The sequence below is a fragment of the Methylocystis parvus OBBP genome, assembly GCF_027571405.1.
In the GTDB taxonomy this organism is placed as follows: domain Bacteria; phylum Pseudomonadota; class Alphaproteobacteria; order Rhizobiales; family Beijerinckiaceae; genus Methylocystis; species Methylocystis parva.
Window position 1 is genome coordinate 3,576,117 of record NZ_CP092968.1, and the last position, 14,245, is coordinate 3,590,361.

14 protein-coding genes are annotated in these 14,245 nt (G+C 63.8%); 7 read left to right on the forward strand and 7 right to left on the reverse strand.

Going from position 1 to position 14,245, the window contains the following annotated elements; translation table 11 throughout:
- The first annotated feature begins 128 nt into the window (after positions 1-128).
- The 3 genes from MMG94_RS17310 to MMG94_RS17320 all read left to right on the forward strand — a co-directional run bounded on the left by MMG94_RS17310 (position 129) and on the right by MMG94_RS17320 (position 4,273).
- The gene (locus MMG94_RS17310; RefSeq protein WP_016919879.1) at positions 129-2,402 is read left to right on the forward strand and encodes a TonB-dependent receptor; all 2,274 of its coding nucleotides are present in this window, start codon (positions 129-131) and stop codon (positions 2,400-2,402) included.
- Between the two features lie 102 nt (positions 2,403-2,504).
- Positions 2,505-2,630, forward strand: coding sequence for a type B 50S ribosomal protein L36 (ykgO, locus tag MMG94_RS17315; protein ID WP_016919880.1), 126 nt, complete (start codon positions 2,505-2,507; stop codon positions 2,628-2,630).
- A 287-nt stretch (positions 2,631-2,917) separates the two neighbouring features.
- Positions 2,918-4,273, forward strand: a complete 1,356-nt coding sequence (locus MMG94_RS17320) for a hypothetical protein (RefSeq protein ID WP_154419641.1) — start codon at positions 2,918-2,920, stop codon at positions 4,271-4,273.
- Here MMG94_RS17320 and MMG94_RS17325 read toward each other — a convergent pair.
- Complete coding sequence (locus MMG94_RS17325; RefSeq protein WP_026016234.1) at positions 4,252-5,181, reverse strand: histone deacetylase family protein; 930 nt, start codon at positions 5,179-5,181, stop codon at positions 4,252-4,254. The two genes, MMG94_RS17320 and MMG94_RS17325, sit on opposite strands and share 22 nt — an antisense overlap.
- Before the next feature lie 256 nt (positions 5,182-5,437).
- Between MMG94_RS17325 and MMG94_RS17330 the strand changes: the two genes are divergently transcribed.
- The 3 genes from MMG94_RS17330 (at position 5,438) to MMG94_RS17340 (ending at position 6,650) form a co-directional block, all read left to right on the forward strand.
- A complete protein-coding gene (locus MMG94_RS17330) occupies positions 5,438-6,049 on the forward strand; it encodes a L,D-transpeptidase (RefSeq protein ID WP_016919883.1) in 612 nt (203 codons plus the stop codon).
- A gap of 180 nt (positions 6,050-6,229) precedes the next feature.
- On the forward strand, positions 6,230-6,373 hold the full coding sequence (locus MMG94_RS17335; RefSeq protein ID WP_016919885.1) for a hypothetical protein: 144 nt from the start codon (positions 6,230-6,232) through the stop codon (positions 6,371-6,373).
- A 145-nt stretch (positions 6,374-6,518) separates the two neighbouring features.
- Positions 6,519-6,650, forward strand: a complete 132-nt coding sequence (locus tag MMG94_RS17340; protein WP_016919886.1) for a hypothetical protein — start codon at positions 6,519-6,521, stop codon at positions 6,648-6,650.
- A 1-nt stretch (position 6,651) separates the two neighbouring features.
- Here the strand turns inward: MMG94_RS17340 and MMG94_RS17345 are convergent, their stop codons facing one another.
- From MMG94_RS17345 to MMG94_RS17360, 4 genes are all read right to left on the reverse strand, one after another.
- Positions 6,652-7,239 (reverse strand): hypothetical protein, encoded by a 588-nt coding sequence (locus tag MMG94_RS17345; protein WP_016919887.1) that lies wholly within the window; start codon positions 7,237-7,239, stop codon positions 6,652-6,654.
- A gap of 89 nt (positions 7,240-7,328) precedes the next feature.
- Positions 7,329-8,741 carry a dihydrolipoyl dehydrogenase gene (lpdA, locus tag MMG94_RS17350; RefSeq protein WP_016919888.1) on the reverse strand — a complete coding sequence of 471 codons (1,413 nt, stop codon included), beginning with the start codon at positions 8,739-8,741 and terminating at the stop codon, positions 7,329-7,331.
- Positions 8,742-8,793: 52 nt separating this feature from the next.
- Positions 8,794-9,222 carry an anthrone oxygenase family protein gene (locus tag MMG94_RS17355; RefSeq protein WP_016919889.1) on the reverse strand — a complete coding sequence of 143 codons (429 nt, stop codon included), beginning with the start codon at positions 9,220-9,222 and terminating at the stop codon, positions 8,794-8,796.
- Positions 9,223-9,396: 174 nt separating this feature from the next.
- Positions 9,397-10,458: a GSCFA domain-containing protein gene (locus tag MMG94_RS17360; RefSeq protein ID WP_016919890.1), complete on the reverse strand. Its 1,062-nt coding sequence runs from the start codon at positions 10,456-10,458 to the stop codon at positions 9,397-9,399.
- Between the two features lie 162 nt (positions 10,459-10,620).
- Between MMG94_RS17360 and MMG94_RS17365 the strand changes: the two genes are divergently transcribed.
- Entirely contained in the window at positions 10,621-11,676 is a 1,056-nt protein-coding gene (locus tag MMG94_RS17365) for a WcbI family polysaccharide biosynthesis putative acetyltransferase (protein WP_016919891.1), read from the forward strand.
- A 183-nt stretch (positions 11,677-11,859) separates the two neighbouring features.
- Here the strand turns inward: MMG94_RS17365 and MMG94_RS17370 are convergent, their stop codons facing one another.
- Positions 11,860-13,116 carry a polyhydroxyalkanoate depolymerase gene (locus tag MMG94_RS17370; protein ID WP_040579200.1) on the reverse strand — a complete coding sequence of 419 codons (1,257 nt, stop codon included), beginning with the start codon at positions 13,114-13,116 and terminating at the stop codon, positions 11,860-11,862.
- A gap of 145 nt (positions 13,117-13,261) precedes the next feature.
- The gene (cbiB, locus tag MMG94_RS17375; protein ID WP_154419639.1) at positions 13,262-14,227 is read right to left on the reverse strand and encodes an adenosylcobinamide-phosphate synthase CbiB; all 966 of its coding nucleotides are present in this window, start codon (positions 14,225-14,227) and stop codon (positions 13,262-13,264) included.
- Positions 14,228-14,245: the final 18 nt, after the last annotated feature.

Sequence of the window (14,245 nt, forward strand, 5' to 3'; positions counted from 1 at the left end):
CCCCGCTGTTGCTGAGGCGCCACACGCAGATGTGAGACGCCGCGTGAGGCGGCTCGACTATTGACCCCGCCCAACGATGTAATGTTATAACGTCTAGACGTTATAACATTACATCGTTGGGGGCGCTCATGGGCTGCGGCGGCATCGGGACCGGAAGACGTCTATTAATCTGCGTGGCGGCGGGAGCGCTCGCCCTGAATTCGACGGCTTTTGCACAACAATCCCTGCCCACGATCGACGTCGGGACTGCGAGTCCGATCAAGCGGCGGACGCCGCAGCGGGTCGAGTCCGCGCGCGCGCCGACGCCGGCGCCGCCTATCTCGGTCTCGCCGGCCCAACCGGTCGCTCCGGCCGTCGAGGCCCCGCCTCCCGGCGTATTGGCGATTGCGCCGGATCAATTCGCCGCGGTGACCGTCGTCACAAATGAAGAATTGCGCGCATCCGCCGGCGCGACGCTGGGCGACGTGCTCTTTTCGAGGCCAGGCGTCACCAGTTCGAGCTTCGCGCCCGGCGCCGCGAGCCGGCCCATTGTGCGCGGCCTCGACAATTACCGCGTGCGCATCCAGGAGAACGGCGTCGGCGCGAGCGGCGTCTCGGAAATGGGCGAAGATCACGGCGTCCCGCTCGATCCGCTCGGCGCCAGCCAGATGGAGGTCGTGCGCGGACCCGCGACGCTCCGATGGGGCTCGCAGGCGATCGGCGGCGTCGTGAACGTCGCCAATAACCGTATCCCGGAAGCGCCGCCCTGCGCGCTTGACGCGGCCTTTCGCGAGAAAGGCTGCGCGGCGGCGGAAACGCGCGCGGCGATCGCCACTGTCGACAATCTCCTCGAAAACGCGATGCTGCTCGACGCGGGCCGCGGGAATTTTCTCGTTCACGCCGACGCGCATGGGCGCCGGGCGAGCGATTACCGCGTACCGGGCTACCCCTATCTTTACGTCGACCCCTTCGCAGAGGAGCCCCCGCCTTATTTTGCGGGGCGCCAGCCCAACTCTTCGAACCGCTCGGGCGGCGCCTCGCTCGGCGGCAGCTATCTCATCCCCTCCGGCGGGTTCGTCGGCTTCGCGGTGACGCAATATGACAGCCGCTACCGCATCCCCGGAATAGAACCGACCGAAACCAACACCCGCATCGAGATGCGCCAGACGCGCGTCACCGGGAAGGGCGACATCCATATCGGGTCCGCCTATGTCGACGCCATTCGCTTCTGGGCGGGGCTCACCGACTACAAACACCACGAACTCGCCAATGAAGGCGGCTTCGACGGCGTCCAGCAGACCTTCACCAACAAGGATCTCGAGGTGCGGGTCGAGACGCAATTCATGCCGGTCGCCTTGCCCTTCGGCGTGATGACGAGCGTCGCCGGCGTGCAGGGAAATCACCAAATTCTCACCTCGCCGGGGCTCGAAGGCGGGCTCTACGATCCCAACCGCACAAAGAGCGTCGCGGCTTATCTCTTCAACGAATTGAGGGTGACCGACGCTTTCAGGGCGCAACTTGCCGGGCGCATCGAACACGCGCAGGTCGCAGGCTCTTTGTCGAACCTTCTGGTCGATCCGGCGGCGCCGATCTCGCGCAATCTCAATTTCACGCCGGCGAGCGGGGCCTTCGGTCTCCTTCACGACTTGCCTTACGGTCTCGTCGCGAGCCTTTCCGCGCAATATGTCGAGCGCGCTCCGCGCGCGCCGGAGCTTCTTTCCCGCGGCGTTCACGAGGCGACGGGCACGTTCGACGTCGGCAATCCCAATCTCGGGATCGAGCGGGCGAAGACGTTCGAACTCGGCCTGCGCCGCGCCACCGGGCCTCTGCGCTTCGAGGCGGCCCTTTACGTCACCCGCTTCGACGGTTTCATCTTCCGCAATCTCACGGGGCCGGTCTGCGAGGCCGATTTCGCGAGCTGCGCCATTGGCGGCGCCGGCGATCTGAGGCTTGCGATCTATTCGCAGCGCAACGCCGTCTTCCGCGGCGCGGAATTCCAAAGTCAGCTCGACGTCGCGCCGCTCATGGGCGGGACGATTGGCGTCGAGAACCAGTTCGACGTCGTGCGCGCGAGCTTTACGAGCGGCGGCAATGTTCCGCGCATCCCGCCGGTGCGGCTCGGCGGGGGCCTCTATTGGCGCGACGCCAATTGGCTCATGCGCGCGAACCTGCTCCACGCCTTCGCGCAGAACGACGTCGCCGCGACGGGCGAGACCCCGACCAATGGCTACAACCTCCTGCGCGCCGAGTTGAGCTACCGGACGCCGCTTGCGCCCAACAATCCCTGGGGGCGGGAGATGACCCTCGGGCTCGTCGGCAATAATCTTCTCAACGCCGACATCCGCAACAGCGTCTCCTTCCGCAAGAACGAGGTGCTGCTGCCCGGGGCCAATTTGCGGCTTTTCGCCGATGTCCGGTTCTGAGCGGGGCTTGCACTTGATCCGCGGCGCAAAATTTGGCATATCCGCCGCCAACGAGGCGCTGGGCGTTATCCCGGCCAGTGTTCTATTGCCGAGGATAGACGAATGAAAGTCCGCAACTCTCTGAAATCCCTGCGTGCGCGCCATCGCGACAACCAGATCGTGCGCCGCAAGGGCCGTGTCTACGTCATCAACAAGACCCAGAAGCGCTATAAGGCGCGTCAGGGCTAAGTCGCCAGGGCCGCCCCGACGCTGAGGACGCCCCCGACGCTGAGATTTTTGAAAAAGCCGCGACCTTCGGGCGTCGCGGCTTTTCTTTATGCGCTTTTCTCGACCGCTTGGCGTAAGTAAATCCACGGGATGCGCGAGCCGGTCTGAAATCAATTGCAGTATTGGCCGAAGCCGAAAGAACGCGTTCCGTCCGCCCCGCCTTCCCGAATAGTCTCCCTGCAGATGAAGGCAGGGAAATGCCGAACGGCGTCCAGTAGATGCGGTTCGGCGAAACGGGAAATCTTGCGATGAACGAACGTCTGCACGCGCCTGTCCACGCATCCGCCGACACCGCCGCCGCTTTCGCGCGCCTTGCGCAATGGTCCGGGCGCGCGCCCGTCGAGTCCCATGGGCCGGCCCCGCTGCCGGAGTGGACGCTCGACCAGATCGGCGCGGAAGACGAGGCGATCAAGAATCGCTGCATCGATCTCGTACAGAAAATCGACGAACTCACGCAGGTCAAAGACTGCTTCGTCGAGATCTCGAACTGGATCGGCCATGTCCTCTCCGCTCGGGAGCAGACCAACGCCGCGCTGGTCGAGCGCGGGATGATGATCGCAATGGTCGAGGGCGCGCTGACCGAGGCCAAGGAAGACAATCGGACGCTTTACGAGGGCCGTGAGGAGGCGCGGGCGGAGAACAGCCTGCTCCTGTCGGAAAATGAAAGGCTGCGCGCGATCGTCCAACTCAATGAGGGCCGCATCGAGAAGCTCGAAGCGGATCTGCGCGAGGCTCAGGACGCCGGCGCCGCGTTCCACGAAGCCTATGAGGCCGAGCGCGCGCAGGCCTATCATTTGCGTGGGGAGGTCGACGATCTGCAGGCGGTCGTCGCGAAGAACGACGCGCTCGTCGCCGAGCTGCAGCGCCATCTGGCGGTCGCGCGGGACGAGGCCGTCTTCGCCGCCCAGCGCGGCGACGCGCTGCAGGCGAGCTTGACAGAGGCGCAGGCCGCTTGGCGCGCCGAAAGCGAAGAAGCGCGCGGCGCCGTCACGGCGCTCGAGGCGAAGCTTCAGGAGCAGACGGCGCGCGCTTTGGCGGCGGAAGGGCTGCTCTCCGAAGCGAGGGCCGCGCTGCAGGAGAAGTCGGAGCAGATCCGGCTGGGCGAACGCCAGGCCGCGGAGATGGAGCAGAAGATTTTGCGCATTTCCGAGCATTCCGAGTCGGTCGCCGTGGAGGCCGACGCTCTCAAGCAGCGGCTGGAGGCGCGCGACGGCGCGCATGCGCGGCTGAGCAAACGCGCTCGCGCGCTGATCCGCGTCATGCGCGATCTCGCCTCCCGGATGGAGAAGGCCGAGCAGAAGGCGGCGCTCGCCGGCGAGAGGCTCAACGCCGAGACGGGCCGCTTCGAAGATCAGAAGTCGCAACTGGAACAGTCGATCCGCGACCTCGCCGAGCAATTGGAGAAGGAGCGCGCGGCAGGCCAGGTGACGGCGGGCGCTCTGGAGGCGGCGCGGCGGCAGCGGGCGCAACAACGCGAAGAGGAGCCTTGCGAGCCGCGCGAGGAGGGGGCGAAGCTCATCGATCTTCTGGCGCGCGCCGAAAAGGCCCATCTCGCGGCGGAGGCCGCGGCGTCGATGCAGGCTCAGGCGCCCATCAGGGCCTGAATATGGGCGCAGACGCTGCGGCTGAGGCCTTCGAGGTCGTAGCCGCCTTCGAGCAGCGATACGACCCTGCCGCCGCATTTTCTGTCGGCGACGTCCATCAGCCGTTTCGTGACCTCGCCGAAATCCTGTTCGTTGAAGCGCAGGCCCCCCAGCGGATCGCGCTCGTGAGCGTCGAAGCCGGCGGAGATCAAGATGAGGTCGGGGCTGAAATTTTGCAGACGCGGAAGGATGCGGTCGATGATCGCCTCCTGAAAGACGTCCCCCGTCGACCCCGCGAGCATGGGCGCGTTGACGATCGTGCCGTGTTCGCCCGTCTCGTTGTAGCCGCCCGTGCCGGGATAAAAAGGCGCCTGATGCGTCGAGCAGAACAGCACGCTCTTGTCCGACCAGAAGATTTCCTGCGTGCCATTGCCGTGATGGACGTCGAAATCGACGATGGCGACGCGCTCGACGCCGTGGACCGCCTGCGCGTGACGCGCCGCGACGGCGATATTGTTGACGAAGCAGAAACCCATCGGATTGTGCGGGCCGGCGTGATGTCCCGGCGGCCGCGCGGCGACGAAGGCGGTGTCGGCCGCCCTCGTCATCACCTCGTCGACCGCGGCGACGGCGCCGCCCGCGGCGCGCCAGACCGCCTCGATCGTCTTGGGACACATCACCGTGTCGCAGTCGAGCGCCGCATAACCTTCTCTTGGCTGCGCTTCCGTCAGCGCATCGAGATAAGATTGCGGATGGACGCGCAGCAAAGCTTCGAGCGGGGCGCGCGGCGCCTCGACGCGCGTCAGCAATTGAAAGCGCTCCGCCGCGAGACCGCTTTCGATGGCTCGCAGGCGATCCGGGCGCTCGGGATGGCCCGGACCCATCTCATGATCGAGACCGCTTGCATGGGTGAAGAGAAGGGTTTTCACCAGACCGCCGCTTCGTGCCGGCCAATTCAGGGCCCGCGCTTCATTTCCGCCGTTTTTTGGCCCATGTCTATGAAAAATGAAAGACGTCAAGAGCCTTGCGCGCCGACTGACGCGGATTCGTCCGCAGGTGCGCCGTGGCGCCCCGGCAACACCTAGGGAATATTGGCTCTTGCGTGACAGTGAGGCGGATTGTCTTGGGCGAGTTCGTGGTAATCGTTCTGCAACATCTATTTTGCGGCGGAAGGGAGCGTTCGTAATGAATTCGAGGTTTGTATTCGTGACGGCGCTTTCCGCGCTTGCGCTCGCTGGCTGCTACAGCGGCGGCGCCCATCTGCCGGACCCGAAACTTTCCGGTCGCGACGCAGAGTTCATGGCGCTTGCGCCCAAGGCCGACATCAGCGCCGAATTCGACCGCTATCTCGTCGATTACAAGTCGGACGAGACGACCGGCACGATCATCGTCGATAGCAAATCGCATTTCCTTTATTACGTGATGCCGGGCGGTAAGGCCGTTCGTTATGGCGTCGCCACGGGTCAGGATGCGATGGGCTGGACGGGCCGCGCTTATGTCGGCGCGATGCAGGAATGGCCGCGCTGGATCCCCCCGAAGGACATGCTGCAGCGCTGGCCGCATCTGCAACCGACCGCCGACGCCGGCGGTCTGCCGGGCGGTCCCGATAATCCGCTGGGCTCGCGCGCGCTCTATCTCTACCAGGACGGCAAGGACACGCTGTACCGCATTCACGGCACCAATGAGCCGGAGAAAATTGGTCAGGGCGTTTCCTCGGGCTGCATCCGCATGCGCGACATCGACGCCATCGACCTTTATGGCCGCGTGAAGGTCGGCACGAAAGTCGTCGTGCTCTAAAGCTTCAACTTATACGCATTTGAGAGCTCCTCTCCCGCCCGGGCGAGGAGCTTTCGTTTTTTCAGCCCGTTTTCCATCAGCCCGGTTTTCCATGTGCGGGGCCGCACCGCGAACCCGGCCATCCCTTCCTAAAGTCGCAACATCGCCGATGGGCGACAACGACTGCAAAGGGAGGTTCTCATGAAATCGACGGCTGGCGTCGGCGCTGTTGCGGCGGTTTTTGTCATTCTTGCGCTCGAACTCGCGGGCGCCGGGGCCTATGTGGTGACGAGCGCGCATGCGGATCCGAGCGATTACTGCTTCGGTTACGCCATCTGCAATTAAGCGCGAAGCTTCGCGATTTTCGAGGAACGGGAGCCGATGTTTGGCGTTAACCCGGCTGGGGATGCCGACAGCGCGAGGTCTGTCCGTCTCCCCCGATATTTCAAGCGCACGTTTATTTCGAGGCGCGGCGGGCGGGGAGGAAGCAATGAATAAATCCGCAATCGTCAGTCTGATTTTGTTCCTGCTGGCGGCAAGCTTCGCCAGCGCGTCGTCCTTTTTCAAATCCGCAGCCGAGGCCGAGGCGGATTTCTGCTTCGGCTACGCCATCTGCGAGTGACTCAGCGCGAGCGGTTGGGACGCGCGAGCTCGCGGAGGCGGGCGATCCGCCGCGAAAACGCGCCGCCCTCCTTGCCGATGAATTGTTCCGCATAAATGCGGATGTCGCGGCCGATCTCGGCAAGGCGCGTCTTATATGGCCTCACCAGCATCGAGGCCCAGGCGCGTATGTCGAGAACAATCGAATAGACGCGCCCGAACCATTGCATTTGCAGCAATTTGTCGCGGCAGATGTCGAAGAGGAAAGCTTCGACGCCAAGGGTGAGCGCCTTCGCGCCGAATATGAAGACGATCCCCAGCAGAAGCTGGCCATGCGCCAAAAGCGCGAGCGCCGCAATCTTGAAGGGCAGCACGCCGATCATCGGCGCGGCGAACAAAGCGAGCGTCATTTGCGGGGAGAGCCTCGCGACGACGCTCTCGAGCCAGGGCTCGAACTTCTCAAGGCCCAGCGCCCGTTCGAGCCGGCGCAGCCACTCCTTTACATTGTCCCAAAGCCAACTCTCGATCAGGAAGATGAGCGCGAGCGTGAACCAGAAGGCGCGGGAAAGACGCGGCTTGAGCCAGTCGATCAGCGCGTTCACCTTGTCCATGCGGCTTTCCCGGTCGTGAGAGAAATCTGGGCAGAATGTATGCGTTCCGCGGCTCCCGCCAAGGCCTTCGCCAAGCCTATGGCGAAAGCTCAGATATGAATGGCGCGTTTCGCCACCGCCAGCGCCGCCTCCTTCATCGCCTCGGACATGGTCGGGTGGGCGTGGCAGGTGCGCGCGAGATCCTCCGCGGAGCCGGAGAATTCCATCAGCACGGCGGCTTCCGCGATCAGCTCGCCCGCGCCCGCGCCGAGGATGTGAACGCCCAGAACGCGGTCCGTCCTGGCGTCGGCGATGAATTTCACGAAGCCCTCCGTCTCGCGCATGGAGCGGGCGCGGCCATTGGCGGAGAAGGGGAACTTGCCGATGGCGACGTCGAGCCCTCTGGCCTTCGCCTCCTCCTCGGTGATTCCGACCGACGCGACTTCCGGCGAAGTGTAAACGACGCCGGGAATGACGTTGTAATTCACATGGCCGGCCTGCCCGGCGAGAATTTCCGCGACGGCGACGCCTTCATCCTCGGCCTTATGCGCGAGCATCGGCCCGCGCACGACGTCGCCGATCGCGTAAATGCCGGGGACATTGGTGGCGAAATGATCGTCGATGATCACCCGGCCGCGCTCCAGAGCGACGCCAGCCTCTTCGAGGCCGAGGCCCTGCGTATAGGGGATGCGGCCAGTGGCGATCAGCACGACGTCGGCGGCGATCTTGTCCGAGGTTGCGCCGTCGACGGACGAATAGGAGACGACGACGCCGTCCCCCTCGCGCGCGACGCCCGTCACCTTTGAGGAGAGCTTGAAAGAAAAGCCCTGCTTTTCGAGGATTTTCTGAAAGCGCGTCGCGATTTCGAGGTCGAAGCCGGGCAGAACGCGGTCGAGATATTCGATCGCCGTCACCTCTGCCCCGAGACGCCGCCAGACCGAGCCGAGCTCCAGCCCGATCACGCCCGCGCCGATGACGACGAGTTTTTGCGGGACCTTCTCCAAAGCGAGCGCGCCGGTTGAGGACAGGATCGTCTTTTCGTCAACCGGGATTTCCGCGCCGGAAGCGTCGCGCAGCGGGGCGACGGCGGAGCCGGTGGCGATGACGATGTTTTTCGTTTCGATCGTCTGCGCGGCGCCGTCGGGACCGCTCACCTCCACCTTGCCGGGGCCAATGAGGCGCCCGACGCCGCGGAACGCGTCGACCTTGTTCTTCTTGAACAGGAAGGCGACGCCGTTCACGTTCGCGCCTACCGTATCGGCCTTGTGCTTCATCATCGCGTCGAGGTCGAGCCTGGGCGGCTCGACGATCACGCCGAGCGGCGCGAGGCCGTGAGCCGTTTCCTCGAACATATGCGAGGCGTGCAACAGCGCCTTCGACGGAATACAGCCGACATTCAGGCAGGTGCCGCCATAGGTCGCGTCTTTTTCGACGATGGCGGTCTTCAGGCCCAATTGCGCGGCGCGGATCGCGCAGACATAGCCGCCCGGTCCGCTGCCAATCACCACGAGATCATAAGTCATGAATGCCGCTCTTCAAGAAAGGCGCCGGTTCAGCTAGCTGCGTCGATCGGGATCAGCCGGCCGCCCAGACAAAGATCGCAATCGCCGCGACGCCGATCGCGGTGAGGCCGATTTCCAGCTTGCCCCACAAATCGATCACCTGGCGCGCCTCATGCGCGGCGTCGGCGCCGATGAGGCCGAGGATGCGGTTGTTGAGCGGCACGATCGCCAGATAGGTGTAGGGCCAGGACGCCAGAATCACGAGGGCGCCGAGCGCCCAGCGCACATCGTTCAATTCGCGAAAGGCGATGAAGCCGAATAATGCGGCAATCGCCGCCAATCCCGCAAGCACAATGAAGCCGCGATGATCGGAAGGCTCCCACTCCTTGATGAGCGCGTCGTCGCCCAAAGCGAGCCGGGCCGGCTGCTCGACGTAATTGACATAAATAGAAGCGCCGGTGAAAGCGCCGGCGGCGGCGAGTGCGAGCGAGCCGATGATCATTGTTTATGTTCCTGCCAGGTGAAATTCGGTTCCCTCTCTCCGCTTGCGGGGAGAGGGCAAGGGTGAGGGCAAAGCCCCATCTTTCATTGATGAGCTTTGCTCACTTGCATGTGACGCGCGTTCGAAAATGCCGTCTTGCCCCTCACCCCGCTTTGCGGGGAGAGAGAGAAAGGGTTACGCCGACTCGATGGCTTCCTCGTCGCAGACGATGCGCGCATTGGCCTCCGCTTCGGCGACGACGTCGACCTTGAGCGACTTGATCGCCTCCTCTCGCGCCTTATCGGTGAAGTGGTCGAAGAACATCTTCATCGTGCGGTCGATGCCGTGCGGATTGATGCGTCTCGTATCGTCCCGATAGAAGCGCCCCGCATTGGGCGACACGGTCACGAGATCGTAGGAGGGGAAGTAAGCGATATTCGGCCTCGCGCGCGTGACTTCGTCGGCGGCGGCGCGCAGGATCGACTTGATCGCCGTGTTCGATACGACGACATGGCGGTCTTCATAGGTCGCGATGATGCCGACCGGCGACACGCTCAGCACGATGCGCACTTTGGGATTGATCTCGCGGATCCGGTCGATGGCGGCGAGGAAGTCGCGCACGACCTCGCTCACCGTCATATTGTAGAATTCGTAGACGTCGGGGTCCCAGGCTCCGCCGGCGACGCCCGGCGCGAGCTGCAGGATCGCGCCATCGGGCTTGTGTCGCCATGTCTCGGTGTGGCCGAAGGTGAAGACGAATACGTCCATCGTCTCGATCATGTGGCGCACGGCGGCGAGATGCTGCTCGCGATCGGCGCGCATCTCCTCGACCGTCTCATAGCCGTCGGGCTCGATGCGCGGACGGAAGGGATCGACGAAACGGCCGTCCTCCGGACGATTCCAGTAATCGAGCGACGGCGTATATGCGCCATAGGCGCGCTCGACGAGCTGGCGGAACTGCGCGGTCGTGTACATGTTGCCGTAACGGCAGGAATACATCGAGTAATTGCGGCGCAGCGCCTCCTCCGGGGACATGCCCTCCGGCGGCTTTTCCGCAAGATAATAGGTGTAGCCGCTCGTCTGCAGGCGATGCGCGATCTCCTGCGCGAAACAGCTTCCCGCCGTCGCCACGCGATCCTCGCGCGCGATCTTGAAAGGCGTCTCGATCAGCGGATCGATGGCGAAAGGCGGCAGCCCGGTCACAGCCTTGCGCCAGAAACGATGGTCGGGTAGGGAGCTATAGGGGTTGTCCGCCAAGGGCAAACTCCTCGTCGATTCGAATCGATCGTCGCAAACGGACTTCTACAGCGCTCTTGGCGCGCCGTCGCTTGTGTGCGGACCATAAACGCGGCGCCGCCGCTTGTCACCAGCCTGAGGCCGAAGACATGTCGCGCCGCGGCCAAACCGGTGAATGACCGTATGTTTTCCCAGATCGACAAGCAGATTTTGAAGTCGTGGCGCCAATATGCGGTCGAACCGCGCCTGGCGAAGCTGACGGGCAGGACGCTCCGTAATACGGGGCCGCGCATTGCGGTGCTGGGCAACTGTCAGGCTTTCGGTCTGGCCTACGCCATGAAGGTCATGGATCCAAGCGCCACGGTGGATCATTTCTCCGCAATCGGCCGGTCGCGCGTCGCAAACATGGACATGCTGGTCGCGACCCTCGCGACTTATGACTATGTCTTCACGCATGACTTCCTCGAAGGCCATTTGCGGGGCGGCGGCGATTCCGAGGAGCTGATCCGCCGGCTTCCGAAGACCGTGAAGACGCCGGCCGTCACTTTCGCGGCCTTCCATCCGGACCTCATTTATATCCAGGACAAATCCGAGCCGCTTCACGGCTTCATCTTCGGCCCGCTCGGTCCCTATCACTCGGCGATCGGCCTCTTTGGCTATCGCGCCGGCCTCACGCTCGACGAAACGCGCGCGGCTTTCAACGAAAACGTCTTTCAGGCTCTCGGCTATCTCGATCTGTGGAACGAAGCCGCGACCGGCTTCATCGAGAACGCCAAGCTTTACGGCTTCGACCTGTCGACCGATCTGATGAACTGGGCCCGACGCGGCGTCTTCATGTACAGCATCGTGCATCCAAAGAGCTTCGTGCTCTTCGACATCGCGAAGCGCATGTGGGAGAAGGCCGGCCTCAAGCCGCCGGCGCGGGACTTCGGCTATTACGAAATTCACGACCTCGCGCGCTCCGAAATCTTCCCCGTTTATCCGGCGGTCGCCAGGGTCTTCGGCGCGCAGGGCGGTTATCTCTTCAAGCTGCAAAACCACCACATCTCGCATACGGTCGGAGATTTTCTCAATCTGCCGCAATATCTCGGATCGTCCTGGAAGACTTTCGAAAAGACGGGCCAGGAGCATCTCGCCAATCCGCGCGTCGACGCCTGGCTCGACGACGAGAAGACGAAGACTTACGTCATGAAGCTCGCACGCGAAAATCAGAAGGCGGGGCTGAAGCCGACGCTCTAATCGGAGCGAGGCGGTCGCGTCATACCGGCTACCGTCATTGCGAGGCGCATATGGCGCGACGTCGGGTATACCCGACGTCGAAAAATGCGACCAAACAATCCAGAGTCACATTGCGGCCCCTGGATTGCTTCGTCGCTTCCGCTCCTCGCAATGACGCGGCGAAGCGATTAGACGGAAACCATATTACGCTTCCACCTTCTCCATCTCGCGCGTAAAGGCCACGATGCGCGGCGCGATGTCCCTGCGGAAGCGCGAGCCGTTGAAGACGCCGTAATGGCCGACGCCCTCCTGAAGGTGATGGGATTTGCGGGCGGCGGGAATGCCGGCGCAAAGCTCCTGCGCGGCGAGCGTCTGGCCGACGCCGGAAATATCGTCCTTCTCTCCTTCGACCGTCAGCAGCGCCGTGCGGCGGATTTTCTTCAGGTCGATCAGTTCGCCCCGATGGCGCAGCAGACCCAGCGGCACTTCATGCTTGATGAAGACGCGCTCCACGGTCTGCAGATAGAATTCGGCTGTCAGGTCCATCACCGCGAGATATTCGTCGTAGAAATCGCGATGCTTTTCGGCCGAATCGCCGTCGCCCTCGACGAGATGGTTGAACATCTCCATATGCGCGGTGACATGGCGTTCGATATTCATCGCCATGAAGCCGGAAAGCTGCAGAAAGCCGGGATAGACGTCGCGGCCCATGCCGGCGTGCGGGAAAGGGACCGTGTGGATGCAGTGGCGGCGGAACCAGTCGATGCCGCGTTTTTCTGCGAGCTTGTTCACCGCTGTCGGATTGACGCGCGTATCGATGGGACCGCCCATCAGAATCATCGAATCCGGCGCGGCCGGATCGTCGGCGGCCTCCATCGCGGCGATGGCGCAGACCAGCGGCACGGAAGCTTGACAGACGCCGAGCGTATGGACGGGAATCCCGTCCTGCGCGAGATGCTGCAGCATCTCTTCGAGATAGTCGATATAATCGTCGAGATCGAAAGCGCCTTCGATCACCGGCACCGTCCTGGCGTCGGCCCAGTCGGTGACATAGACGTCGTGCGACGGCAGAAAGGCCTCGACCGTGCCGCGCAGCAGGGTCGCGTAATGGCCCGACATCGGGGCGACGATGAGCAGCTTGGACTGTCGCGACGCCTCGCCCTCGAATCGCCGGCTGAAGTGAAGCAGGCTGCAGAAGGGCTTGGTCCAGACATGCTCTTCCACAATGTCCACCTCGACGCCGTCGACCTTGGTCGTGTCGAGGCCGAATATGGGCTTGCCGTAGCGGCGGGTCATGCGCTCGAAGAGTTCCGCCGAGGCGGCGATGCTGCGGCCGAAGGAGGTATGGTAGAGCGGGTTGAGCGGACTCTTGATCGTATGGAGAAGCGCGTCGGTCGCCGCGCGCGCGGGCGCGAAGGCCAGATGCAGCATCTCATATACGTGGTACGACATACGGTCCATAATTACGCTTCTCCCACCTCCTACGCCGACGCCATGTTGCGCTGCACAATTCCCTTATAAAATATTTCATTTCCAGAAAAATGAAAGGGCAAGCTCAACCCTGCGCCAATATGCGCGCCGCCTTGGATTGTGGTTTAGAAACAGTCTATGTAGCGCTTGCAAGCGCGCCGACGAGAACAAATAGCCAGAGCATGGCCGCCGCGCATCTGTAAATCGTCAGGGCGCGCGAAATGTCTTTCGGCCTCGCGTCGCGCCGACCTTTTCCGAGCGTCGCGCCCGCCACCTTCGCCCCCTGATAGGCGCGCGGCCCGCCGAGCGCGAGGCCGAGCGCGCCGGCCATCGCGGCCTCGGGCCAGCCGGCGTTTGGCGAGGCGTGCTTGCCTGCGTCCCGCAGCGCGGTCGTCCAGGCTTCCCGCGCGTCTGCTCCCATCGCCCAGGCGGCGGCGGCGAGGAGGGCCGCCGCGACGCGGGCGGGAATCAGGTTGACGACGTCGTCGCAGCGCGCCGCCGCCCAGCCAAATGCGAGATAACGCTCGGATTTGTGGCCGATCATGCTGTCGGCCGTGTTGATCGCTTTGTAGAGAAGCGCGCCCGGCAGTCCAAAAAAGGCGAGGAATAGAGCCGGCGCGACGACGCCGTCGGAGAAATTCTCGGCGAGGCTCTCGATCGCCGCCCGGGCGACGCCCGCCTCGTCCAGAGACGCGACGTCGCGGCCGACGATCTTGCCGACCTCGCGACGGCCGTCGTCGAGCGAAGCCGAAAGACCGCGCGCCACCGCGGCGACATGGCCGTCGAGGCTCCTTTGCGCGATGAGCGAAGAAGCCGCCAGGGCGAGAACGATCCAGCCATAGGGCAGGGCGCGGGCGAGCGCGTCGACGAGCGCGCCCGAGACGAGTGCGGCGGCCGCGAGAATGACGAGGGCCGCAACGCCTTTGGCGCGGCGCGTCGCAAATGAGTCCGAGGCGCGATTGAGCCGCGCGTCGAGCGCCGAGATCAGCGCGCCGAACCATGTGACGGGGTGGCCGATCCGCCGGAAAAGCCAGTCGGGATAACCGGCCGCCGCGTCGAATGCGAGCGCGAGGAGCGCGAGTAAGGCGCTGGAGGAGGACATGCGCGCGCGCTCGTCATT

Bases quoted from the DNA above. Each gene is read 5' to 3' on its own strand.
- cbiB (WP_154419639.1), bottom strand. From the start codon at position 14,227: ATGTCCTCCTCCAGCGCCTTACTCGCGCTCCTCGCGCTCGCATTCGAC.
- MMG94_RS17355 (WP_016919889.1), bottom strand. From the start codon at position 9,222: ATGATCATCGGCTCGCTCGCACTCGCCGCCGCCGGCGCTTTCACCGGC.
- MMG94_RS17370 (WP_040579200.1), bottom strand. From the start codon at position 13,116: ATGGACCGTATGTCGTACCACGTATATGAGATGCTGCATCTGGCCTTC.
- MMG94_RS17330 (WP_016919883.1), top strand. From the start codon at position 5,438: ATGAATTCGAGGTTTGTATTCGTGACGGCGCTTTCCGCGCTTGCGCTC.
- MMG94_RS17335 (WP_016919885.1), top strand. From the start codon at position 6,230: ATGAAATCGACGGCTGGCGTCGGCGCTGTTGCGGCGGTTTTTGTCATT.
- MMG94_RS17345 (WP_016919887.1), bottom strand. From the start codon at position 7,239: ATGGACAAGGTGAACGCGCTGATCGACTGGCTCAAGCCGCGTCTTTCC.
- MMG94_RS17320 (WP_154419641.1), top strand. From the start codon at position 2,918: ATGAACGAACGTCTGCACGCGCCTGTCCACGCATCCGCCGACACCGCC.
- MMG94_RS17340 (WP_016919886.1), top strand. From the start codon at position 6,519: ATGAATAAATCCGCAATCGTCAGTCTGATTTTGTTCCTGCTGGCGGCA.
- MMG94_RS17365 (WP_016919891.1), top strand. From the start codon at position 10,621: ATGTTTTCCCAGATCGACAAGCAGATTTTGAAGTCGTGGCGCCAATAT.
- lpdA (WP_016919888.1), bottom strand. From the start codon at position 8,741: ATGACTTATGATCTCGTGGTGATTGGCAGCGGACCGGGCGGCTATGTC.
- MMG94_RS17310 (WP_016919879.1), top strand. From the start codon at position 129: ATGGGCTGCGGCGGCATCGGGACCGGAAGACGTCTATTAATCTGCGTG.
- ykgO (WP_016919880.1), top strand. From the start codon at position 2,505: ATGAAAGTCCGCAACTCTCTGAAATCCCTGCGTGCGCGCCATCGCGAC.